The organism is Kineothrix sp. MB12-C1 (assembly GCF_030863805.1).
In the GTDB taxonomy this organism is placed as follows: domain Bacteria; phylum Bacillota; class Clostridia; order Lachnospirales; family Lachnospiraceae; genus Kineothrix.
In genome coordinates, this window is record NZ_CP132957.1 from 2,209,184 (window position 1) to 2,233,822 (window position 24,639).

Consider the following 24,639-nt stretch of genomic DNA (forward strand, 5'->3'; position numbering starts at 1 on the left):
ATTATTGTAACTGTTCAGTACCCTCACAGTTACAATAATCGAAAGAAAGCATAGTTGCGCCCGGCAAGGATGCGCAAAGAGAGGAGAAATTTATGATTCAATATTATCAGCCATCAAAAATTATGTTCGGACAGGGGGAGTTACGAAGATTGCCTCTGATTGCAGCGGAATACGGAAGAAAATGCCTTTTGGTCACAACACCTCATGTTGAGCCTCTCGATAAGCTTTTTAACAAGGTAAAGGAATTATTGTCCTCCGCGGATATTCAGGTAATACATTTTGATAAGGTTCTGCCTAATCCCACGGTAGAGATAGTGGATGAAGGACATGCTGCGGCCAGAGAAGGAGAAGTTGACTTCATATTGGCAGTAGGAGGAGGTTCCAGTATTGATACGGCGAAGATCATTGCACTGACCTATGGATTGCCCGCTATCAATTGGGATAATTTGTTGGAGGACTACTCTGATCCGTTTGCGAATTATAGTCCGCTGAGTAATAAAGAGTTACCCCTGCTTGCAATACCTACAACCTCTGGTACCGGAAGTCAGGTAACACAGGCAGCGGTTATTACAAGAGGAACGGAGAAGATTACGGTCTTTCATCAGAATAACTTCGCAAAGGAGTGTATTATAGATCCGGAATTGATGACAACCCTTCCTGTGAGAATAACGGCAGCGACCGGGTTCGATGCTTTTACCCATGCATTCGAAAGTTATATCAATAAAAGAGCATCGGAATTCACGGAGATACAGAGCTTAAAAGCGATGGAGCTGGTTATCAACTTTCTTCCCAAAGCGATGGAGGAAGGGCAAAATATCGAATATAGGAGTAAGTTGGCAATTGCCGATACGCTTGCCGGATGCAGCTTATCTAATTCAGGCGCCTCCGCGCCTCATCCCCTTAGCGAGATCATCGGAGGCATTACCAACATACCTCATGGGGAAGCCCTTGCAGTTGTTTTCCCGGCATTTGTACAGAAAGCATGGAAGGATAATGTTACGAAGTTTGCAAAAGTAGCCTGTCTGTTTAATGAGGAACTGGAAAGTGTGGAAGAAGAAGCGGCGGCGGAAGCACTGTATGATGAAATAGTAGTATTTTTGAAAAAGATTGGGTTGTATAAGAAACTGGGAGAATTCAATATTACAGAAGAACAGAGTAAGATTATTATGGAGAATCCGGTTTTAGGATTTTTGCCCTTTGGAGATAAGGAATGGCTGCAGGATATTTTGAGAAACTCAATATAACTGTGAGGGTACTGAACAGTTGCAGCTCATTTTAATGAAAGAGAGAATTCCAGACTTTGAAAGGAGGATGGTTATAGTATGATTAAATTGGTTTGTATCGATATGGACGGAACTTTACTTGATGATAATTTCTCCATACCGCAAGAGAACATAGAGGTACTTAGAAGGGCGGTGGATGAGGGAATAGAGATTGCACTCGTCTCAGGCAGGCCGTTCAATATCGCAAGATATTTCGCGGATTTAATCCATCCCAAGGTGCGTGCCATTGGGACGAACGGTACTTATTTCAGATACAATGAGATCATATATAAAAAGCATCTGAATAGGGAACAGATTGAACGGATTTATGAAGTTGCTGCTAAACATGACTTGGTTCTTCACCTTAAAGGGCATAATAAAGTAATCAGTAACACACCAATAGAAGAAGATCATGTCTATAAAAAGACCAATGTAGTGCTTAAGGACGAGGATCGGATTCAATTTGTGGAAGGGGCCTCACGGGAACGGGCATTGGATGCGGAAAAGGGCGACATTTATAAAGCATTGGTTTTCCGGATGGATAAGAAGCTCAAAGAGAATCTGTTACAAGCTAAACACGAATTAAAGCAAAATGAGGACTTGGAAGTGGTAAGCTCTCATCCGTGTAATTTTGAAGTGATGACAGCCGGTACATCTAAGGCGGAAGCGATAAGAGAGTTAAGCTCTTACCTCGGGATTATGCGAAATGAAGTTATGTGTATCGGAGATAATGAAAATGATATTTCTATGATTCAGTACGGTGCTCTTGGCGTTGCTATGGGTAATGGTACGGAAGAAATCAAGGCGGCGGCAGCCTACATTACGGATACCAATGTAAATGCCGGAGTTGCTAAAGCGATCCTCAAGTTCGTATTAGAGAAAAATATGGAGGAAGATAGATGAAATATATTATTGACTCGGCAAATGAAGAGCAAATTGTTCACGCTTTGCAGCTTGGGGCATGCGGAGTTACGGCGAATCCGACAATGTATAAGAACAATGGGGTAAATTTCTACCGGTTCCTGAAAAAGTATTCCCCTGATAATTTGGAATTCTTAAGCGGAGAGGTCATGGGTGATACTTTCGAAGAGATGAAAGCGGAGGCAGAAAAGATAGCCAATATTAATAAGGATATCGTGATCAAGATTAATTTTTCCCAGGAAGGATTGATGCTGTGTAAATATCTGAACGGTGTGGGGATAAAATCGGCGATAACTTTGATTTTCAGCGTTTCTCAGGTTGTTGCTGCCATTAACGCAGGGGCTTCCTATATATTTCCGTTTGTAGGAAGAAATGATGAGAACGGGTATAATGGATTGGAAATAGTATCTCAGATTCAACAGATGATTCATAGAAATAGGATGAACACGAAGGTCGTAGCAGCTTCGATTAAAAATATATATCAATTGGAGCAGTTGGCGCTTGCCGATATTGACTATGCGGCGATTCCCTATGATCTGTTTGTAAAGTCACTGAAACATTCTCTGACTGAGAGTGGTCTACAGACGTTTCGAAAGGATTGGGAGCAAGTGGATAAAATTCTATAGTTTCATTAATAAGGCTGCAATTTGCAGCCTTATATAAATTGTATGGAAATTTGTTAAATTCCGTTTATAAAAGAGTATGGAAATCAGCCTTCTTATTCTTAGTGTGATTGCACTAGACATGAGGAAAAATGCATAATATAATAAATCAAACTATTGAGGAATGGCTAGCGGAAGGTTATAACTACTGTTTATAATTAATGGAGGAATCATAACACATGGAAATGATGAAATTATCGGAGAAGCTATCTCTTTCTAGGATCATACAGGGATTCTGGCGATTGGAAAGCTGGAACATGACAACAAAAGAACTGGTAGATTACATGAATTCCTGTATCGAAAGAGAAGTGACAAGCTTTGATACGGCAGAGATTTACTCAGGAACCCAGTGCGAAACATGGATGGGAGAGGCTTTTGCAGCGGATAAAAGCATTCGAAACAGGGTTCAACTTGTGTCGAAGACAGGAATCTTTCAACAGAAAACCGGTGGTAAGACTTTTGGGTATTATAATACATCCTATGAAAGAGTGATGCGTTCCTGCAAGGAGAGTCTACATCGTTTGCAGACGGATTATATTGATTTATATTTGATTCACAGAGAAGATCCTTGCTTCGACCCATGGGAGACGGCTAGAGCTCTTAAAGATTTGAAGAAAGAAGGATTGGTCAGGGAAGTGGGCGTATCCAATTTCGACCCGTTTAAGTTCGATGCTTTGAATAAAGCTATGGAAGGAGAGCTGGTAACGAATCAAATTGAGTGGAATCCGGTATGCTTTGAACATTTTGACACTGGCTTGATGGACTATCTTACGGTGAATAGAATTCATCCTATGATTTGGTCGCCGCTTGCCGGAGGAAGGCTTTTTACAGGAAAAGATGAATATTCTGTAAAAGCGATGACAAAGATAAGAGAGATTGCTGAAAGGCATAAAGAGGAACCGGATACGATTGTCTATGCATGGCTGATGTATCACCCGGTAGGTGCGATGCCGATTATAGGAAGCAGTAAGGCGGAGAGACTCGACCTTGCCATAAAGGCACTGGATGTAAAGCTTGAGCATTATGAGTGGTATGAGATATATGCGGCAAGCGGACAGCAGGTATTGCGTTAATATTTTATTATAAGGACTCTGTTTCAATGATTGATCATTGGAACAGGGGCTTTTGTTTTTCTGGAAAAAATTTAATACAAATATATAATAGAAAACTTCGTTCCTATTATATATTTGTATTAAAATGTGATAAAATTAATTCAACAAAAGATAAGGACCTTACAAGAGGAGGACGAAAGATGAGATCAATTAGGATAAAGATGTTGATAACGATTTTGCCAATTATCATTTTAGGTATGCTTTTTCTTATCATTAATAGTATGAGTGCCAGCAAAAGCAGCATCCTACAACAGATGGATAAACTGATGGCATCTAATCTGGATAAGGAAATCACAAGTATTAGCAGAGAAATTAGAGAAGTTGAATTGATGGCTAATATGATTACTTCCATGGTATCCAACACTTACAATTTTACCGATTTACAAGATTATGAAAAGTTATTGGGAGATATTATAGTCAGTAATAATTTGGCAATGGGAAGCGGTATTTGGTTTGAGCCGTATGAGTACGATGCCGGAGAAAAATATGTAGGTCCTTATATTTACAAAGATGGGGATGGTATAGCAGTAACCTATGAATACAGTAATGAAAGTTATGACTATTTTTCTTATGAGTGGTATAAAAATGCCAGTGCTTCCGATGGAAAAGCAATATTCACACAACCGTACTATGATGAAACATTAGGAGTCACAATGTCCTCCTGTACAGTCCCTCTGAAGACTCCAAATGGTAAATTCATCGGTGCGGTTACCGTAGATATTGAGCTTTCTTCCCTTCAGAATCTAGTGAAAGCCGCTAAGGTAGGTGAAGGGGGACATGCGTTCTTGGTGGATGAGTCCGGTATTTTCCTCTCCAGCCAGGATGATAATAAGGTGATGGCTCAGAAGATTCAGGAAGAAGCTAATCCGTCGATCGCACAACTCGGTCGAAGGATGCTGACAGAAGAGGAAGGAGACGGATTCTACACGGAAGATGGAGAAGTTCATCATGTATATTTCAAGGCGATACCCGGACTTAATTGGGTATTGGCGATGGAGATACCTGAGAAAGAATTGATTGCGCCGGTAGAAAGTCTGACTCTTCGTATGGCAGTTATTAGTGTGATATCTATTATTATTTGTTTTATAGTAGTTCTGTTCATGGTTGGCAGACTGAGTGCTAATCTAAAGAAGGTGAACCATTTTGCAGGTATTTTAGCTCAAGGGGATCTTACAAAAGATGGACCTGTTATTAAGGGAAGAGATGAACTCAATCAGCTAAGTACTTCTCTTAACAATATGTTCAGAAATAATAAACTTATAATTTCTAAGATTGCGGATAGCTCAGAGCGGTTAACTGATACCGGTTCTAATTTGATTCAGGCGTCGGAAGAGCTCGCGGAGCAATTTAAAAATATTGCCGGCATTATGAATATCGTAAATGATAATATGATGTCTTCCAGTGCTTCCACGGAGGAGGTAAATGCCTCGGTAGAAGAGGTGAATTCTTCCGCCAATGTTCTGTTGGCGGAAACGGAAAGAAGCAACGAGCTTGCGGGGGAAATTGGGCAGCGCGCAGCAAAGATCAAAGAGAATAGTAATTCTTCCTATCAGAAGGCCACAGATATGTCGAAGGTCTATGAAAGAGAACTTTCTCAGAGCATGGAGAATGCGAAAGTTGTAGAATCCGTAAGTGTGCTGGCGAATGTGATTTCGGAAATTGCAGATCAAATTAATCTCCTATCTCTCAATGCGGCCATTGAAGCAGCGCGTGCCGGAGAGCAGGGAAGAGGATTCGCGGTAGTGGCAGGGGAAATCGGTAAGTTGGCCGGGGAGACTGCGTCAGCAGTCGGAGAAATCCAAGATACGACTGGGAAGATAGAAGAAGCCTTTCGTCTATTGATTCATACTGCGAACGAGTTGCTGCGGTTCATTACGGAAACAGTAGCTCCCGATTATGAAGGCTTTGTTCATTCAGCGCATCAATATGAAGAGGATGCAGGAAAGATCAAGGAATTCTCAGAAAAGATATCCGAGATGTCTACAGGAATAGAACATATTATTGGTGAAGTGAGCCAAGCGATACAAAGTATTGCTTATTCCGCGCAGAATACTTCGGATAGCAGCGGTAAGATTATGGATGCTATTTCTGTTATGGAAACGACGATGCAGGAAGTGGAAGATATGTCAAGAGAACAGAATGAGATGGCAGATCAGCTTCATGATGTGGTGAATAAGTTCAAATTATAGTATATACCGTACCACAAAGGAACTAAGAGAGTAAGTCGGAAACCTGATTTTGTCCTTTAAGGATAAAATCAGGTTTCCGGCTTTATGCCTTTTTCTTAATTGGATGACGAATGACTGTTTTCCACTTTTCCGGGGCAACTTTTCTAGGTAACTTTTTCTTTTTTTCTGCAGCCTGAACCGCCCAATCAAAATTCTCTTTTGTCATAAAATCCGGTAAACGAATAACAGAAATCCAGTTAAGAGAATCCTTGTTTCCATAATCAACACCGTTAACATTTTCTTGCCACCAAAAGCCTTCTAATGGAGGAACGATATATTCAAAAAAACCTGTAATTTTATAAATCTGTCTTATGGCTCAGTTTCAGAGTATAAGCAATGGCGTACAAAATACTAATAGCTTGTTGATACTCTCCGCCCTCAATATATTCATGTTATTGTTTTTTGCGTAAACAAAGTAAGCCGGAAAATATCCCAATATGTTGGATTTTTGGTTTAGCTCTTTATTTATTTTTTGTTTTTATATGTAGCATAAGGGATAATATTAAACATATTACAGTTGGCGGTAAAAACAATATGCTGTGAATAAAAGCATCAACATCAGCACCTGCAGAAGCATATGGGCTATATTGTTGAATATTGTAAATATAAAATAGACCACCAAAATAACACATTAATAATATGATGCCAATTCCAAGTAAAAGCCATACTCCAATATGTTTCTTCATTTCCAACTTCATTTGCTAACCTCCCGGAAAAAATATATAATTTCAACCTCTTGTAAAGCGATTACTGTTATTATAGATTATTGGAATACAAAAAGAAACAGCTGAATTTCTAAAAGAAATTCAGCTGTTTCTTTAGTCGAAGCGACAGGATTCGAACCTGCGACCTCTGCGTCCCGAACTATAGGGTATTAATTCCGTTGGAATCCGTTTTGATTCCTCTAAATCCTTTAAAAGCCTTTTAAAATCGGTATATTAGACTATTATCAAAGTAATCATTGCATTAATTCAGTAAAAGCAGAAATAAAAATTTGATCGGATTTGGCTAAACTTTTGGCTAAACATTTGGGCGTAACATAACCTGTATAATACTTATCAGTAAAATAATATCCGCTTTTTAGACGTTTATCATGCAGCCCATCCCTTGATGATATAATATTTTGCAATCTAATGGACCTACTTACGGAATTGAACAGAAAAAAATTGAGAATTCGCATAAAATAGAGCATTTTCAGCACGCCCTCTGAAAATGTAATCATAAATATGGGGTGAATTCTCTCTGCCTTTGCATAGTAACAGATTTAGATATTTCAGACATACGATTTCTTTCTTCTTGGGTTATCCATTTCCCTTTTAATTTTAATGATGTAAATAATTTCATAAATTCTTTTTTAATTCGCTCTTCCGAACTAAATAACAGGGATTCACACATATTATAAAAAAAAGTATCTGCTAACGGTTTGTAACCAATGTCTGATATTTCTGTTTTATCACTCCAATTAGACTTTCTTATTACTTGAGGTAATTTAACATAATATTTTTGTTGTGTATTTTCATCAATGTCAATACCCAATCCAACACTATCTATAATATTTTTCATACGCGTGTATAACGCATTGAAATTTTTAGGATTCTTTTCTATAGATATCTTAGGTAAATCAAATTTATTAAAACGGTATTCTTTCTTGGTTAAACAATGACAACCTATTTCTTTCATAAATTCTTTACAGGTAATGAGGAACGTTAGAGAATAAACATAATCTTGATTTTCTAATAAAAATCTAATTGTATTTCCATTTATACCTATAAATTTAATATCATTATCTTGGAGATGTTGGCTAAAATCAGGAATATGTTCTTCTACATAATCTTTATTATATGCATACATCAATGTATCTAAGGAAAACATTCCATTATTCTTCATTACACTTTCCCAAATATATTGATTTTCATTTTTTAACCATTCAGACATTTTCCTATTACATGCCAACTTATTTCTCTTGTTGGCTTTATAAAATTCCTTCGCTTTTACTTGATAAGTATCTAATTTCTTTTTTATAGTAAAATAGCTAGTTATTATTTCCTCTTTATTACCTCCGACTTTTATATATGATGTTCTTAAAAAATTAATTTCGTAAAGTAAAGTATTAATAGTATCATATAAATTATAGGGTAAAAGTATATCCAATTCTTTAAACCACATTTCTACATTTTTAATATAATCCACATTATCAATATCTATTTCTTCAAACTCTATTCTTCTCACTTGCTCATTATGATGCTTAATCTGTTCATTTAAAGAGCGTCTAATATTTGAAAAATTTTCGATTCCTTTAAATCCATTAATACACTCAGAGCCCACATTTAATTCTCTATCATTATTTTTATTATGTATAAAGAAAACAAATTTATTTATTCTTCCACATAGTTGACATCTAGTTTCTTTTACAGCAATATCGCTATGTCCTACACTTGACCATTCATTTTTTATTTCATCAACAAGCATTTTTTTACTAGTCAAGAGTACAGTTCTGGATTTAGAATCAAAAATATTATTTTTTTCAAATTCATCATAGCTTAACGTTTGATATGTATCCAAAACATTAAATAAGTTTCCATATACATCTATATCCTTACATGTTTCACTATTTTTAATTAATACCATTTCCTTTTTATTAATTATAAGTCTATTACTTGTTCTTTTCCCCATATTTTCTCCCTGACCTTTATCCGCAAACAAGTGTTCTATATTATATATAGTATAAAATTCGCTTATAAAAGTCAATGTTTTTAAGATACAAGAAAACTAGCATCTAAAGAATTAATAGCATCAACCAAAATATAATGCTGCACCTTGACTACTGCTCACTTAGCTTGGTTGATACTTCTAATATTTCCAAATAAATACTGTCTTTTTCTTGTGGGCATAGTAAATATATTTCTTTTACATAAATACTGATTTTTATGGATTTTTATAATGTGGACACCGTGGAAAATAGATTTTTGAGTTTAATCAAGAGTATTCTTACAATCCACCAAAACAAAGTGCTTAGTTTAAACATTATGGGAATATGTTCTGTTCTTTATCCTAAAAGAAATGCCAAAGCGAAGCAAGTTTTTGTCAACTTTCTTCTGTCAAAGGAGGGTATGGTTCAATTGAAGTAATATAATAAATCTCCAGATCACTTAAGACCACCTTTAACCAACTTTCATTACAAATCCACCTAAAAAGGATTGGTTGCCGAATAAAAGCCTCTTGCCTAGCTTCCCGATCAGGTGATACTATGCGTTCAAACCATAACACTTCACGCTCATATTGATCTATCCAAATGTATGGATTACCTTGCTTAGGATGACATGCAAATATTTTACGCCATATAGACGCTGGTGCCATTTGGCAGTTTCCAAAGAGCAGTTTTTGGCATCCGCCAACTCGATTAAATAGACTAACTCCGCCAATACCCAGAGTTGAGCTATGAGTTTCATCTATTGATCCTTCGCAAGCAAGTAGGCCGAAATTTCCAATACACCAATCAAATTCTTGTCTGTGGCTCCTGCTAAATGGGAAATCAATTTTAGACGACTTAATATATATTGCCCCTCCTTCATGACCCCACGGATACCACAGGCTTGCAGCGAGTAATACATTGCCTTCCGTTATGTGTGCATGTGCAATATCATGTAGTTGTTCGTTATATAATCCACTTTCTTTTTCTCCGTTATATGTGATGGGTATATCAGGAAACCATTCTTTATTAAAATCAATTAACGGCATTTCCGTCAAGATGAAAGGATCTTCCACCGGAAGTAATCGGGCTTTTTTGCATATCAAAGGAATGGATGCCCATTGTCCAGCTTTATCTTTACCATAAAGAATTTCCCCCGGCTGCATGTTGATGGTGGGAATTTTACTATCGCCCACTTCGCCATAGCGATCTTCAACATAATTTTCTAACGGAGATATCTGGAAAATATATCTGCGAATTGAGTCAATTAGTGCACTCTTTTCGCAATCTTCGACCAGTGAAAGAAATCGTTCATAATAGCTATCATCTTCCACTATTCCGCTTGTCGGGAGCGTGTGATTGATAGTCGGAGCATTGTAGGAAATTACTTCTGAATATACTTCTTCCAAATTCAAATGAAGCAGGATACTGTGCAAATAATACTTTCTGGATAGCTCTGCACAGGCATCATACATGTTCTGCAGTATGCCGCGTAAACTTTCCGTGCAAATCCCGTCCGATGCCCATCTTGCAATAACAATCAACAGGCATTCTTCTTGATTTAGGGAGAATGCAGCCCAACTCTCAGCGATGATATCCATAACACGCGGAAACTGTTTGCCTAACAGACAGATGGCGTATATTGCTGACTCCATCTTTCTGGCATTCTGAGTATCTATCTGCTCTAACAGAATATAAAGTGCCAGTTCTGAAACAGTCTTTGGTGTAGAGAATAGCGATACGGACTTTTCCTGATCGAGTGTCACTTCAAGATGATTGTTTCCTGTAACCCATAATTCCTGTGTTTGAAGTTCTGCTTCAAGCAACGTCTGCATTTTGGCTGTGTCGTTTTTGTAATTTAACTTGAAAAGCAGCTGCATATTACGTGAGGAAATCTGATATTCATAGTCTGCTAATTGAGCTCTAATACAGCATGCTAGTGCCCAGAATGCTTCACTTCCCATTTCGGAAAGAAGTGAGCTAATTACAAAATCATACCTATCATATGTCCACTCCTTACCCTGAAGATAATGGCAAATAATACGTAAAAAACTTTTGAGGTTTTCACGACGTTCAGTATCAATAGACAGTATTTTTTTGAATACTACACAAAAATGGTCTATAGGATTTTTCGATGTTTTTAAGCTGGAAAGTAGTTCTAACGATTCCTCTATTGAAATATCGGCATATTGAACTTGTATAGCACTGATATCCTCGGCATATCGTACAGAATAATCATCTGAATCAGTTTTCCGATCAGATCTTTTTGATAGATGTTCAATAATTGCCACCCATTGCGGCGTTATCATTTTTGCTTTTGAAGCAAAATCAACATTTAATGCTGTTGCCTTCTCTTGGCACGCATCATAAATGCATTTGGATCCACTCCGATCCTCCTGTTTATACCACGAATGCATTCCACAGCTTAGTATCCAAATCGCTTCTAAATCCGCTTCACTGTCGACATTATGGGTGAGCTCAAAAAGAGAATGGTATATCTGGTTGGGGTTCATCTTAAATTCATCGTCCCAATTGCACAATTCCCAATAATCGATTATGCCACATTTTACAGCAGCTTTCGTAATGTTGTTGCAGATTTCATAGGCTGCATGATTACTTGACAATTCAGCTATTCTAGATTGTCTATACAGATTTGCACCAAGGTCTTTCCACCTGCGGGGGTCGACTTCAGCAATAATATTGAAGCAATCAGACGGGCCATGCATTGCATATTCTTCATAACTCGTGTAACCAACGACATCCCACTTAAGCTGTGAGGTGAACCTACACATCATTTCCGGTTCTACTAGTTCACCATATGGGCGAAATCGAGCATGCATATCAACTTTATTTTCTTCCAAGCTTATTTTGCAGCAGTTTTCGCCATACAGAGCATGTATATATTCAATAATAATGTCAAGCCGTTTGAACTGTTGAAGATAGTCCAGAATATACGTCTTATAATACATGCCCAGATGATCAATGTCGAATAAGCTCACTTGTAGCGTAGAGATGAACCATGCTTCATTGTTAAAGGCCTTAGCCGCAGGACTATTAAGCAAAGTATAAAGCAGAAATCTGCGTGCCTTTGAATAATCGAGCGAACGCCACAAATGTGCAGATAAAAGCCATTCTGAACATCCGGCAAATGCATTGGAGTTTGGTGCACTATCCCAGTAGTATTTACCCAGCAGACATGCCACCCTAACAATAAAAGATGCTTGGCTTTTCTCTGTTTTATTTCCCTCAAGCTCCAAGCAATACTTTGCCGAATGTTCAATCAAAATGTCATCTTCAACGTCTTTTTCGATACATCCAAGTAAAAATGCTCTTAACACAAGTGCAAAGCAGGATTCATCATATATTCGTTTAACAGAGCTAGCCGAATCAACTACTGATCGATCAGGAATATACAGTTGATTGCACGTTGTTTTCATTGCAAGTGCAAAGGAATTCCATGCTGGCTTTTTCTTGTTTTCGCTTACACGAGTTAGCACCGATTCAAATATATGTGAAGCGCCTGCAAAATAAATATCTTCCAGTTTGTCAGCAAAGATACTTTGCGCTACATAGCCTGCTTTTATAGCGTCTATGGCAAGCTCGAATTTTTTGTTTTCGATGCAATAGTTGAAATATTGCTCACCGAATGTTGTAACAGCATAAAAATCAAGATCAGAGACAGTTTCAATAATTTGTGGCACAGAAGCATTTATCTCCGCAGCAGTTGTTCCCCAATGTTGTAAAAAGAAGCCCACCTCAGTCGACTTTATTTCCCAAGTTCTCTCTTCTGAAACTTTATCTGCGCAAAGAGGTACAAATGACATAGGCGAATAACCACCAAACCATTTTTCATACAGTCCATATGCTCGCGAGCAATATTCTGGATTGCAGGAAGAATGAAGTTTTTTACACAGCGTTAACACATTTTCAAATTCGCCAATATTCTCAGGTGTAATTGGTAGCGTTCGTATTTCAGAAATGTCAATTGAACTTGTTTCAGGATAATCATTGCTTATATAGTTCCTACCAAAATATTCGAAATACTGCTTATGTTGATATAAAGTTTTTATTGCCAAATATGTATTTCGATATCCCTTCATATCTTGATTGCTGCACGAAGCGTCATAGGAAAGGTGGGCAAATTCATCTAATCTCTGTAACGACACTCCTTCGGCCAAGGAGTTAATAACAAAATTCGGAGTAAAGTATTGCGGAATAAGATGTTCTTTGTTGGCGCATTTCAGTAAATGAATACCCAAGGTGCATGCCAGAATACCCTCCTCATTTTGAAGAAGGTACTCCCCCATTGCTAATGCAATTTCTTCGTAACGTACTTGATATGGACGAATTACTCCCATAAGGAATACTCGGAAGTCATTATGGAAAAGTGCATATTCTCCTTCATTCTTTGTCGGTACAACAAGCGGATATAGTCGGCTCAATATCATCGTCCAATCGCTCTCACTCATTCCATACGTGAGAGCTTTGGCAAGAATTTTTGTGTTTACACGACCATTCATCAAAAGGATGGGGCAAGCAACAATGCTCTCAGGACATACGGGCATATGGACAATCACTGAAAGCTCTCTCTTCATATGAGACCAAATATGATTGTAATACTGTTGAACATCTGCACTTATTCCACTTTTTTGAAGTTTTGTAATCGCTTCGTCCAAAGTGCATAATGCTTTTACTTCTTCAACCGCAAAAACCGCAGAAAGATTATTGCCTTCAGTCTTTTGATAAATAAAATCCGCAAGCCCATCGGCATCGCTTTCAAATTGACTTGCTTGCATCAGAATTAGCTGTTTGATATCGACAGTGCAAAGCTTTGGCATGTATATCTGTTCAGCGTCATCCCTGTTCGACAGCCATAAAGGATATTGATCTTGATATATAGCGACTGGTTGCCCAACGATTACAAAGCAAACACCATCAGGTATTTCATTTGGCAACGGCAATGTGGGTAAAAATGATAGGGGATCATTGGCACGCGCTGCATGATCAATTCCGTCAATGCAAACAAATACTCGTTTTTCTGGTCCGGTAGTGTCTTGAGCTGCAATGCCCAACAAACGGATAACGTGATTTCGCATCATTTCGACGGTTACCAATTTATTGCTAATTGGGACGTTACATTCAGCCAATCTGTCTTTAAATCTCTTCCGAAGCTGAATCAATAGTGTACCCCACAGATTATCAGCAGTGCACATACCCGGATCTGCATTATAGAAATGTTGCTCCGGGGAAATCGGTTTAAATGTGTGGTAGCGAAGCAAAAACAAATTGGTCTTTGATTGCAGGTAACTAATCGTACTTGTCTTTCCAGATCCCGGATCCCCAGAAAGAAAAATAATCTTGTGTTCTGTTGATCGAATCTGAGTTTCTAGCTCTTTACAAAACACTTGCCTACTTTCGAAGAAAGGATATGGAGGTGCAAGCCTGTGTTGACTTTCATCAATGTCTTCCTCGATGCCCAGAACTGAGTACACATCCTCTAAAGTAACGCGCTCGTTGCTCCGTTCAGTTGTTGTCCATTCGGTAAGACCTAAAAGTAGTCTACCAAATAATTCCAAAGCAATACCTTCGCTGCAGGAAAATACTTGTGTCAACAAGGTAATCAATGATTGCTTCATTGCGGCTAAACTAAGCTGATTCGCGTCGATTGAAAACTCTTTCAAAAACGACATTAACTCTTTGGAATTCGCATTTGGGAGAACATTACATAATTCGTTCCATTGGAAAAGCAGTGTTGAATCATCAATCGTGACATTCTCATAGTCCGTTATGTTTCTAATTACAGTCTGCATCCCCAGTAAAAACTTATCAACAGGATAAGCACTGTAGGGTTTGCCATTAAAGCTACGACCGGAGCGTCTATTTAAAATCTTACGATTTGTAAAGAGTATTGGCTTAACTGCAGAACCAGCAGTAGATTTGGATTCTTTCCATCCTTGAAATATTGCTTCGAACAGGCATTTCTTGTCATTCTTAGATTCTAACATGTTTCCAAATGTCAGATTTTTAGGAGCTGAAGTATCAATTTCATGCTTTACCTGATAGCATAATTGTTTTTTGCCATCAGCAAATTCTACTACCACGTCATCGATAGTATTATAAGAACTATGCTGAAAGATAACGCAAGAGATTCCGAAATCGGAATTCAGCATTTTTATTACATTCTCTAATCCGACGTACCATTCGTACCAATACGGATCTCCGATTCCAGGAGTAGCCATGTCCTCAAACTCCTTTTTGTTTTTCAGTATTATTGTAGCGTACTACATTTATATAACTTCTCATTATTGCTAAACTGAGTTCCTAAGAAAATACTACAGTTCTTATATATCCAGGCCGCAACTCTATACATTAGGATTCAGCCTCGTTCACAGAGGCCGCTGATCCATCCAATTCAGGTTGATAGCACCTATATCTTTTTACCATCTCTAGCATCCCTCGGGAAACAGCCAAGCACGAAATGCTTCAGCTATTTCTGGATGAGTCATTGTCCCGCCATTCTTGCCTGCTTTGGATTCGATACCTAATGCCTTAGTGGCACTGATCCATATCTTTGGCGTCAGGGGAGCGCTGCTTGTCCGGATGACTTGAATGAGCTTTTCACACTCATCATCAAGGAAGTTAGGATTAAACTTTTTCTCCCATAGTCTTAAATACTCAATAGTGCTGCTGTTGCGTAGCCAACTTTGAACCATATATCCTGGAGATTCACTATTCTTTTCTCGTGCGATATCCGTAAGTGAAACATAGGGACTGTGCCCGCAATTTGCATTGATCATCTTTTCTCCAATAGAGGATAGATGTGAGCCGGGGACATCCAATAGATTCAGTTGTTCAAAGAGATGATCAGACATATAGTCGGCGTGCTCTTGTGTAAAGATTCCTCTCGCAACAAGGTTCTTTAAAACTTTTTCCTGCGATATCCTATAAGTCCAAATTGCTTCAGTCACGCCGCTCACCTCAATTTTACTTGTACGGATATTATATCAAGATGAGCGGGGCTTGCATAGCCTTAATATTCCAAACTATACCTTATTTCGTGTTTGTAATCTAATTATAAATCGCCATCATGTCGAATAAGAATTCTTTCAATCGAGCTTTTTTTTGATAGCTTTCTCATCCCATTCTGTCATATTAAGTGTTGTGCAAAGCTGTTTCTTAAGGGTATCTTCACTGATAGACGGTGCGTTTTTACAAATCAGCTTTCTGTGCTCGACTTTATTGGCGCAGCGCCAGACCACCTCGCCGGAGGGACGGGTAATACGACGATAATTAGCACCACATTCTGCACAAACCAAAAGGCCACTCAGTACATTTTGTGAACTGTACCGGGTGGCCTTCCTCTGGTTGGTGTCTTCATCTATGTTGCTGCGGTTTCCCTTGTCGATTTAAGTGGCAAAATAATCTTCGAAACTGATGATATAGCCGATATATTTAGAGTTGGACAAAAGTTTGTTAATTGCCGGTCGTGTCCATCTTTCCGGCCCAGTGGGTGAAAGGATTCCCTGCCCAAAAAGAAAATCAGAGATGCCGCCAAGGCTATCGCCATTTAAATACCGTTGAAAGATTTCTCTTACTACCTCTGCCTGTTGAAGTTCTACAAAGATACCATCCTGCTTCTGAACAAAACCATATGAGATATATGCCATGATTCTTACCTCTCTTTCTTAACTATAAAAGTCACGTATACTAGGATTTAAATTAAAGAAAGCATCAAAAGTCAAATATACGTGGCTTTTGGTGCTTATATTTGGCACCCACACTGGCTCTAATCCTGAGTTTCCTGTTATTTCCCTTATAAAATAACAACAGACCTATCTTTTGCTTCTACAAAAAACAGGTCTGTTTACTTGGTGATTCGAACCTGCGACCGCTGCGTCCTGGACGGTCAAAGAGAAAAGATGTTGAGCATTGAAAAGTCTTTTAACCCTAGAAAAATTAAGGTTTAATTGAATATTTGACTAAATTGATTATAGTTTTGCTGTAAAAACATTTCTTCCAATCCATTAAAATCTGCCTCAAATACAGATAAACTAGATTATTGGTTGAGGATAGATCTCATAAAACTATCGGGTGGGAAAAGTTCTGTATACAATTTTCGTTTTCGCTCGTTATTAGATATAGATTTAATATAATCGTTTAATAAAGGACGAGCAGCCTCTGTAATAGGAATATATAAAAAATTTGTTTCCATAAGCTTTGTTAGAGCCGATATATATTGTTTAATATCTATAATAGAATACAAGTGAGTATGGTTAACACTTTGTATACCTAGGAGAGTGCCTAGTTGTCTAAAAAACAGGTCGTCTGATAGTAAGAGTGAGTTGTTTTTCTGAGCAACTATAAAGCTATCCAATTGACAAATATGAACTTTGGGATTGGCCAGAAGTTTCTCTAAATCCATACTGCTATGCATCCTATTGAAGTTAGCGCGGTCATCATTTGTAATAATATGCAAATTTAATTTTAAAGCAATTTCATAAAGAGCATTCCAAAAATCAGGCATTGTCTTATCTGGTGGTGTTAATGTCAGATTACCATCATCACTAATGCCAATCTTCCCAGGAGAAATAACTAAAGTTTTACTTGAGTTTTCAGACTGTAATTTAATAAATTCAAGCAATGTATCTGAAATGAAGATTTTAGAAAAGTAATTATCTAAGACAAAGAGGTTACCGATAATTTGAAGTATGACTAATGAAGAAAGCGTTATAGTGTAAGTCTGGTCAGCATCATATGAAATATTATTTAGGCCTGCGTACAATACCTCTTCTTTTGAGTATAGTAAATATTGAACAATGTGCACATATTCATCATAACCACAGCTATTAATCCATTCGATAGGTGTTCCGACGGGATTATCTTTGAAGTGGTATAGATCAAGCCAATTTGTAATAGGGTTCAAATCATATAGGACATCTCGCATCTGTTGCCTAATGTCCCTGTCCTTATCGATTGATATTTTTTTGATGAAAGAACCATCGCTTGAATCTGCCACTTTAGATAAAACATGCCTAAAAGCATATACGTATTTGTTGGTTATACTAGCAATTTCATATGGTATACCATTGTATTCTACTATCTCATGTATTTCCTTGTTAATTAGTTTTAAGTACAGTAAATTTGACTTAGAAACATGCAAAGCACCAATACTATAGGTATCGGTACAAAAATTTGCTTCTTGGTTAATACATATTACTAGCGGGGGAGATTCTTCGCCCATATTGACAGAATCAGCAATATTTTTTTCTGAAGATTCTGGAACTACAGGTTTGAGAAAAATAACTACGTCCATAGTTGCTCTATCAAAATCAATGATTTTTTTTGAAGATCCATTAAGCATATTAAAATGAATAGACATATATAGTTGGTAGAGATGACTATCATCAAGATTGCTTAGTAAATAAATAGCTTCATATGATAGTCTCTCGGCCTTATCATAAAAACCGAATTTATAATATGTCTGGGCAACAATTAACAGTATTTCAGGGTCTTTCTCAGATGAAAGGAAATACAAAGAATCTTGAATATCTTCTATTTTTACAGTATCCAAAAGCGCTGCTAAATTGACCAAATAGATAGCAGTGTTCTTTTCTTGAGAAAGTGTAAAAGCTTCTTTAAGTAAAGGCAAAGCAGATACATACTTTTCCTGATGTATATAATTTTCAGCTAATATATTTAAAATAAAAGGAGTTTTAAAGTTATTTTCTACAAACCATTTTGCTAATTCTTCTCGCAATTCGGATGAGGACAATTTAGAAAGAAGAAAATGTACCATTTCTAAATCATGCGGGAGGTAATTATGGATGCTAGCCAGAAAACATTTACTTAATTCCATATCTAGTATTTCTGCGACAAAAAAAGCAAGCATAATTTTCTGTGTTTTATTAGCTAATAATATTTCGTCTTTTAAAACCTTTGTTTTTTTATAAAGTTCTTCTTTTACATGTGTGCTATAGCGAAATAATTCAAGAAAATGTATCAAATCACTTACGTTTTCACAGGAGCTAAAAAAATATCTATCAAAAAGGTTATCAAATTGTCCGGGATTTTGATTGTGGATAGCAATTAAATATATTGTAATAGTTGCAGAAAATTTATGCGTATTTGGAGCCTCAAAAAAACTGAGTATTGCAGAAAAGTTTTTTTGTAATAAATAACATACTATTATCCGATGAGACAGTTCTTGTGACGAACCTTCTGAGAGTATTTCTGTATAAACAGCAAGGGCTTCGTCATATAGCTTTTGCATTTGGTAAAAGGCGCCTAGCTGAAATCGAAAATTGATGTTCTTTTTTTGTATTTGAACTAAATTTGAATATTCATCTAGAAAAGTTTCTGGATTTATAATAAGTAAGGCTCTTATCTTAGATAAATTGAATGTAGCTAAATTTTCATCTCTTAATTCCGGACAGGCATCTCCCCAATTAATTAGCTTTTGATAATGTGATGTTAACCGGTCATGGTCTGTATCATCTTCTTGAATCTGTTCCAAATCGAGATAAACACAGCTGAGTGCTTTATAAAATGAGTATTTGGGCAATTGCCTTTTTTTAATCGCGAGGTCTAGTGCTTGGATTGCTTCAACAAAATTTTGATTATTGAAAGATGCTAATCCATAAAAACAATCTTGTACATGAAAACTATATTCATTTGGTTTGAAATTGGAAATTATATAATCCCATTCAGATTTATTAAAGAAAATATGAAGAAGCATATATGAAAAAAGATGGTCCTCTTTATAATTATCGGTCATTACAAACTCAAAACTGCTATTATTTTTTAAATTAATAGCAGTTGCAATGTTATTTCTATAGATAGATGATTTTTCTAAATAATCAACTAATAATTTCACATTTTCGCTATCACTACTTAAAACACAAATAACTGCCTTCAAATAGATAAGCCAGTCGTTGTTTGCATCATCAATACTTTTTAAAGATGACATATAAATAGTATCAATGATACGAGATGCATCCTTACGATTATCTTCAAGGATTAGCGTTTCGCAATGTGTGAGTTTTTCTTGTATTAATTGATTCAAGTAGCACTTGTCATTTTTGTGCATAATAAGCAAATCGGTTAATTCCGAGTCTAGTACCATATCACCGCCAGTTTGTAAGACAACAGAATTAACTATGGTGGTTCTTTCAATATTTTGTTGCTTTTTATAAAATAAATTTTTAAAAAAACTTAACATTATTAGTGATCCTTATTATCTCGTCCGATTTGCCTAATATCGCTATTATTTATTTTAGAACGCTTAATTGTCTGACTAGTTTTATTGGAATAATCTTTGACAATATGCTTTTCGATTTTATCTACTTTAAATAGCGCAACTATTGATACAATAAAAGAACCGATAGATGAAATTCCTATTAAAATATCGAACCAGCTCATAATTTGACTCCTTGTTTAAATCATATTTGAATTATAGCCATAATCTTAACCTGTCAGAGCTACTTATTTTATAAGAAAACCGCATAGATATTTTCCCACATAATTGACTATTATTATTTCTAAATTGCATGGACAGACATTGTGCCTACTGTTGACTCATTATATCAATTATTGCTATAAAACACAATGATATTACCCGTTCATTTATCGAATTTTACGAGCATTTTTAAACCTCTAATTGAGTGTAAATACAATCAAAGTTATTGAGAAAATATTCGTGAAATTTTCTAATGAACAAAACCAAGAATTGGTTATCCGTTATCATGATAGCAAATCAATATACTATATATGACTACAAAGCAGCATTTCGAGAATCACCTTCTATATATGATTAAAATTATGTCATGTACAGAATAATATAAATTTGTACATGACTAAATTCTGAATTTGAATAAAAGAGAGATTTGCTGGAATTTATTTTATCATATTACGTCCTTCAGAACGTAATTGCATTCTTTCAGAAAATACGAGAAAATAAAGGAACTTGCATATGCCACAAGAATATGATATTTTAAATATACAGAACATACGTTCGAAATTCGTTTTAATTTATATAAAAATAAAAAATAGAATTTAATATTAAGTTTAGCGAGGCACCTAAAACATAGAAAAAAATGGTAATATAGAAGATTGTCTGATATAATTTTTATAGGATAATTAATCAGTATGGGGAACTTCTCTTATAAAAATATATGAGCATAGTCCCTATTAACTTAGTGAATAGCTAATTAATGGAGAAATGTTAAATGGGAGATTTACGAAATCAGGCAAAAAAATATAAAGAAGAGGGTAAATATCAAAATGCTATAGAAATTTACGAGAAAATATGGACAAAAGAAAACACTGATAAATGGGCAGGTTGGGAATATGCTTATTGCTTAAAGAAAGTTAAGGAAATTACTAAGGCAATCATGGTTTGCAAATATACTTATAAATTGGATAACAACTTTGTTTTGAATAATGATTTGATGGCTTGGTGTGTATATGAGAAGTATTTTCAGGAGAAGAAAGAGACACTGGCACATCATGAAATTATAAAATTAGATAAAATAGCAAAAGCGGCAATAGGATTAATTGAACAAAAACAGGGGAGTGCCTACGAACATATTGTATTTGCCATTATACATATATACAAAAATAAGGGTGATAGAATAAGTTTTGAAAAAATAGTTGATTGGCTTGGCAGATTGAAAATAGATTTGCTATCAGATGAAGCAGTAAAATATATTGATAAGAAAGGAAATGATAGTGAATGGCAATCAAGGAAAGAAGAATATTTTTCATATTATTCAAAAGCATTAATTGTTTTAGAACGATATAATGAATGTATTGAATGCTGTGAGTTAGCAGAAAAAAAATTGAAAACATATCATTACGATAATGACATATGGATTAAAGCTAGATTGTATTATTCACAAGGCATGCTGGAAGAGTATAATAAGGCTCTTTTAGGCTTGACTGAATTGTCTCTGAAAAAAAATCATTGGTCTATAATTTTTAAGATTGCACAGTTGTACGATAAAAAGGGCGAAGGAGAACAAGCACTTCTTTATGTGTTTAAGGCATTGTTGAGTAGAGATCCTGACAGAATGAAAGTAAAAGTAGTTTATTTTGCAGCAGAGATTTTAGAAAAAATGGAAGATTATGATTTGGCAAAATTGCACTATATATATTTCAAAAAAATAAGAGAAGATAATGAATGGGAAGTTCCTTTAGAATTAGATAAAAAAATTGAAGAATGTAAAGGAACATGTGAAACTTCTCAAATAACTTCTAAGTATATGAGGAACATATGGATTAAAAGGATAAAAGGGAATTCTCAGGTCTATAAAGGAGTAGTGAGTAAAATCATGAAAAATGGAAAAAATGGTTTCATTTTATATAACAAAAATTCCATATTTTTTAGGCTTGTTGAAGTAGTGGGACGAGTAAAAGAAAGAGATAACGTCACTTTTATTATTGAAGATTCATTTGATAAATTAAAAAATAAGAGGACTAAAGAAGCTAAATACATTGAAATAGTATAATTAATACATTTTTAAAGATATTGACTTCTATTAACAAAAGTGGTAGGATGATGAATCCGAATGGAGAAATAATATGTCTAAGAAATATTATGCGGTAAAGATTGGAAAAACACCAGGTGTATATGAAACTTGGGAAGAATGCCAAAATCAAATAAATGGATTTTCAGGAGCAATTTATAAAGGTTTTGCTACGAAAGAGGAAGCGGAAACTTTTGTTAAGAATACAAGAGAAGATCAGAAGGTTAATAATGAGATAACCAATGAAGAAGCAGTTGCATATGTTGATGGGAGTTATAAATCCGATAATAATACTTTTTCATATGGAATAGTTTTTTTAAACAATGGAAAAGAGATACATTTTTCTAAGGCATATGAAGATTCTGAATTGTCAGAAATGAATAATGTTGCTGGAGAAATAAAAGGGGCAGAGGCAGCTATTCAATATTGTTTAGATAATAATATTCGTAGTATTACAATATATTATGATTATGAAGGAATTGAAAAGTGGTGTACAGGAGAATGGAAGGCAAAAAAGCTAGGTACAATAGCATATGTTGATTTTTATAGAAAAGCTATTCAATATATGAAAATTAATTTTGTTAAAGTAAAAGGGCATTCTGGCGATAAATATAATGAATTAGCAGATAGGTTGGCTAAAAATGCATTAGGAATAGATATTACAGAAAAAACATTTAAGGAAGAAATATCAATGGCTAAGAAAAAAGGTGTTTATATAGATAGGGAAAAAATTGTTGATTTAATATTAATAGAAGGAACTAAGCAATGGAATGATTTTACAGCAAGTAATCTTATCCAATCAGGTACTGCAAAAAGATGTGAAATGACGGCTGGGGGAAGAAAAGCACTGTTAAACCTTCACTTTAACAGTGACGGTACGACAACAATCACTCCCACAGGCAATAATCAAGATATCTCTATGACTGTAAAGGCACTTCTTGAAGATGGGTGTTCTTTTTCGAGTGAAGCACAAGGAAAAACATACTCAATAAGAAAACTGCCAAATGAATGGGCGACAAAAATAGTAGACTATTTAGAGTCATTGGAAGGTGTGACAGCAGAGCACTACGTTGTAGAAACAGCTCCATTACATAATTCCCATATTTTTACCAGTAAGATAGGTGATAAATTAACAATAAATATTTATGAGACAGGAACATTAACACTACAGGGAAAACCCGCATATTTATATGGAGAGGCAATTTCATTTCTTTCTTATTGTAAAGATGTGTCAGTTGATGACATAGTAGATAGTGTCAATAGTTTCCACAATCTAAATGTAAAGATAAGTGATGTAAGGAACGAAATGGAGACATTGATGCCTAGGGCCTATGGCAATATTGATGAAATGGTTTTTAAATTGCTTTCACCATCAATTTCTTTAAGAAAAATAGACATTAATTTAGAAGATTACTCATGTTATGCGTTTCCTGCGCTTCGAGCACTAGAAGGTTATATTAAATATTTATTTGGTTTAAAAGAGGTTCCAATTGGAAATACTTTTGGTGATGTATTTAATGGAAATGTTTTATATCCGAAAGTGATTACTAAAATTGGTGATGCAACATTTCATGCAGAATTGCAAAGATTATATGCATATTTCAAAGGTAGCAGGCACGTGCTTTTTCATACGACACAGATTTTAATAGGTACGACATTAATTGAAGATAAGCATGAAGCAGATGAAATTATAAATACAGTAATTAATCTGATAGAAACTTCATATATGAATATAAATCAGTAATAATAAGAAGGAGGTTTGTTATGAAAGATAATTTTAAAATATTAAAACTAAATAATGAACCATATGATTTCCTTATTATTGCGACATCTTACGAAAATCCCTTGGATTCTATTGAGGAAATAGAAGAAGAAATACATGTAAAAAAAGCCAACTTACTTTTTGATTTAACATTGATTAATGGTGTTAAAAAAAATAGATATATAAAATGTGAGTATAAGGCAGGGATTAATAAGTTACAATCATGTTCATTAGTAGATAGTATTGATGAAACAATAAAGGCATTAAGTTATAATTTTTTTAAACAGAATGAAGAAGTGGTCCGAAAAAGTATAATTCCTAATACACTTAAGCACTTAATTAAATCTGGTTTAATTTAACGATAGAGTAGATGGGCCTCCAAATAATAATTGGAGGCTTACTTATTTTTTGAAAAACAAAGCCATAAATTTGGAGCCGAAAATGTTATTGTAAAACAGTTTGTATTTATCTAACGTTTTT

Annotated in this window: 16 protein-coding genes and 1 pseudogene; 8 read left to right on the plus strand and 9 right to left on the minus strand. The window is 35.6% G+C overall.

Features of this window, described 5'->3' with window-relative positions:
• Nucleotides 1–92: 92 nt before the first annotated feature.
• From RBB56_RS10380 to RBB56_RS10400, 5 genes are all read left to right on the plus strand, one after another.
• Nucleotides 93–1,244: an iron-containing alcohol dehydrogenase gene (locus RBB56_RS10380; protein ID WP_306718847.1), complete on the plus strand. Its 1,152-nt coding sequence runs from the start codon at nucleotides 93–95 to the stop codon at nucleotides 1,242–1,244.
• Nucleotides 1,245–1,322: 78 nt separating this feature from the next.
• Nucleotides 1,323–2,165 carry a Cof-type HAD-IIB family hydrolase gene (locus RBB56_RS10385; RefSeq protein ID WP_306718849.1) on the plus strand — a complete coding sequence of 281 codons (843 nt, stop codon included), beginning with the start codon at nucleotides 1,323–1,325 and terminating at the stop codon, nucleotides 2,163–2,165.
• On the plus strand, nucleotides 2,162–2,809 hold the full coding sequence (locus RBB56_RS10390; protein WP_306718851.1) for a transaldolase family protein: 648 nt from the start codon (nucleotides 2,162–2,164) through the stop codon (nucleotides 2,807–2,809). The genes RBB56_RS10385 and RBB56_RS10390 overlap by 4 nt, the downstream gene beginning before the upstream one ends.
• A 215-nt stretch (nucleotides 2,810–3,024) precedes the next feature.
• Nucleotides 3,025–3,918, plus strand: coding sequence for an aldo/keto reductase (locus RBB56_RS10395; protein WP_306718852.1), 894 nt, complete (start codon nucleotides 3,025–3,027; stop codon nucleotides 3,916–3,918).
• 179 nt (nucleotides 3,919–4,097) lie between these two features.
• Nucleotides 4,098–6,146 carry a methyl-accepting chemotaxis protein gene (locus tag RBB56_RS10400; RefSeq protein WP_306718853.1) on the plus strand — a complete coding sequence of 683 codons (2,049 nt, stop codon included), beginning with the start codon at nucleotides 4,098–4,100 and terminating at the stop codon, nucleotides 6,144–6,146.
• An 82-nt stretch (nucleotides 6,147–6,228) separates the two neighbouring features.
• On the opposite strand, the pseudogene RBB56_RS18505 reads toward RBB56_RS10400, so the two are convergent.
• The 9 genes and pseudogenes from RBB56_RS18505 to RBB56_RS10445 all read right to left on the minus strand — a co-directional run.
• Nucleotides 6,229–6,565, minus strand: a pseudogene (locus RBB56_RS18505) (hypothetical protein); the annotation flags it as partial.
• Nucleotides 6,566–6,646: 81 nt separating this feature from the next.
• The gene (locus tag RBB56_RS10410; RefSeq protein WP_306718855.1) at nucleotides 6,647–6,883 is read right to left on the minus strand and encodes a hypothetical protein; all 237 of its coding nucleotides are present in this window, start codon (nucleotides 6,881–6,883) and stop codon (nucleotides 6,647–6,649) included.
• Nucleotides 6,884–7,403: 520 nt separating this feature from the next.
• Nucleotides 7,404–8,858 (minus strand): hypothetical protein, encoded by a 1,455-nt coding sequence (locus tag RBB56_RS10415; protein ID WP_306718857.1) that lies wholly within the window; start codon nucleotides 8,856–8,858, stop codon nucleotides 7,404–7,406.
• Nucleotides 8,859–9,269: 411 nt separating this feature from the next.
• Nucleotides 9,270–15,113: an ATP-binding protein gene (locus tag RBB56_RS10420; protein ID WP_306718859.1), complete on the minus strand. Its 5,844-nt coding sequence runs from the start codon at nucleotides 15,111–15,113 to the stop codon at nucleotides 9,270–9,272.
• Nucleotides 15,114–15,320: 207 nt separating this feature from the next.
• Complete coding sequence (locus RBB56_RS10425; protein ID WP_306718860.1) at nucleotides 15,321–15,842, minus strand: KilA-N domain-containing protein; 522 nt, start codon at nucleotides 15,840–15,842, stop codon at nucleotides 15,321–15,323.
• Nucleotides 15,843–15,980: 138 nt separating this feature from the next.
• Nucleotides 15,981–16,190, minus strand: coding sequence for a zinc ribbon domain-containing protein (locus tag RBB56_RS10430; protein ID WP_306718861.1), 210 nt, complete (start codon nucleotides 16,188–16,190; stop codon nucleotides 15,981–15,983).
• 90 nt (nucleotides 16,191–16,280) lie between these two features.
• The gene (locus RBB56_RS10435) at nucleotides 16,281–16,541 is read right to left on the minus strand and encodes a recombinase family protein (RefSeq protein ID WP_306718863.1); all 261 of its coding nucleotides are present in this window, start codon (nucleotides 16,539–16,541) and stop codon (nucleotides 16,281–16,283) included.
• A gap of 389 nt (nucleotides 16,542–16,930) precedes the next feature.
• Nucleotides 16,931–20,092 carry a tetratricopeptide repeat protein gene (locus tag RBB56_RS10440; RefSeq protein ID WP_306718864.1) on the minus strand — a complete coding sequence of 1,054 codons (3,162 nt, stop codon included), beginning with the start codon at nucleotides 20,090–20,092 and terminating at the stop codon, nucleotides 16,931–16,933.
• 2 nt (nucleotides 20,093–20,094) lie between these two features.
• A complete protein-coding gene (locus RBB56_RS10445; RefSeq protein ID WP_306718865.1) occupies nucleotides 20,095–20,292 on the minus strand; it encodes a hypothetical protein in 198 nt (65 codons plus the stop codon).
• An 806-nt stretch (nucleotides 20,293–21,098) separates the two neighbouring features.
• Between RBB56_RS10445 and RBB56_RS10450 the strand changes: the two genes are divergently transcribed.
• The 3 genes from RBB56_RS10450 to RBB56_RS10465 all read left to right on the plus strand — a co-directional run bounded on the left by RBB56_RS10450 (nucleotide 21,099) and on the right by RBB56_RS10465 (nucleotide 24,518).
• A complete protein-coding gene (locus RBB56_RS10450) occupies nucleotides 21,099–22,379 on the plus strand; it encodes a tetratricopeptide repeat protein (protein ID WP_306718867.1) in 1,281 nt (426 codons plus the stop codon).
• A 73-nt stretch (nucleotides 22,380–22,452) separates the two neighbouring features.
• Complete coding sequence (locus RBB56_RS18330; RefSeq protein WP_331525533.1) at nucleotides 22,453–24,141, plus strand: ribonuclease H1 domain-containing protein; 1,689 nt, start codon at nucleotides 22,453–22,455, stop codon at nucleotides 24,139–24,141.
• A 20-nt stretch (nucleotides 24,142–24,161) separates the two neighbouring features.
• Nucleotides 24,162–24,518 carry a type II toxin-antitoxin system RnlB family antitoxin gene (locus RBB56_RS10465; RefSeq protein ID WP_306718868.1) on the plus strand — a complete coding sequence of 119 codons (357 nt, stop codon included), beginning with the start codon at nucleotides 24,162–24,164 and terminating at the stop codon, nucleotides 24,516–24,518.
• Nucleotides 24,519–24,639 lie beyond the last annotated feature (121 nt).

What these genes read in the sequence shown, in the direction of transcription:
- RBB56_RS10415 (WP_306718857.1), bottom strand. Translation starts at nt 8,858, where the DNA reads ATGGGGAAAAGAACAAGTAATAGACTTATAATTAATAAAAAGGAAATG.
- RBB56_RS10400 (WP_306718853.1), top strand. Translation starts at nt 4,098, where the DNA reads ATGAGATCAATTAGGATAAAGATGTTGATAACGATTTTGCCAATTATC.
- RBB56_RS10450 (WP_306718867.1), top strand. Translation starts at nt 21,099, where the DNA reads ATGGGAGATTTACGAAATCAGGCAAAAAAATATAAAGAAGAGGGTAAA.
- RBB56_RS10410 (WP_306718855.1), bottom strand. Translation starts at nt 6,883, where the DNA reads ATGAAGTTGGAAATGAAGAAACATATTGGAGTATGGCTTTTACTTGGA.
- RBB56_RS10380 (WP_306718847.1), top strand. Translation starts at nt 93, where the DNA reads ATGATTCAATATTATCAGCCATCAAAAATTATGTTCGGACAGGGGGAG.
- RBB56_RS10465 (WP_306718868.1), top strand. Translation starts at nt 24,162, where the DNA reads ATGAAAGATAATTTTAAAATATTAAAACTAAATAATGAACCATATGAT.
- RBB56_RS10440 (WP_306718864.1), bottom strand. Translation starts at nt 20,092, where the DNA reads ATGTTAAGTTTTTTTAAAAATTTATTTTATAAAAAGCAACAAAATATT.
- RBB56_RS10390 (WP_306718851.1), top strand. Translation starts at nt 2,162, where the DNA reads ATGAAATATATTATTGACTCGGCAAATGAAGAGCAAATTGTTCACGCT.
- RBB56_RS10445 (WP_306718865.1), bottom strand. Translation starts at nt 20,292, where the DNA reads ATGAGCTGGTTCGATATTTTAATAGGAATTTCATCTATCGGTTCTTTT.
- RBB56_RS10385 (WP_306718849.1), top strand. Translation starts at nt 1,323, where the DNA reads ATGATTAAATTGGTTTGTATCGATATGGACGGAACTTTACTTGATGAT.
- RBB56_RS10395 (WP_306718852.1), top strand. Translation starts at nt 3,025, where the DNA reads ATGGAAATGATGAAATTATCGGAGAAGCTATCTCTTTCTAGGATCATA.
- RBB56_RS10420 (WP_306718859.1), bottom strand. Translation starts at nt 15,113, where the DNA reads ATGGCTACTCCTGGAATCGGAGATCCGTATTGGTACGAATGGTACGTC.
- RBB56_RS10435 (WP_306718863.1), bottom strand. Translation starts at nt 16,541, where the DNA reads ATGGCATATATCTCATATGGTTTTGTTCAGAAGCAGGATGGTATCTTT.
- RBB56_RS18330 (WP_331525533.1), top strand. Translation starts at nt 22,453, where the DNA reads ATGTCTAAGAAATATTATGCGGTAAAGATTGGAAAAACACCAGGTGTA.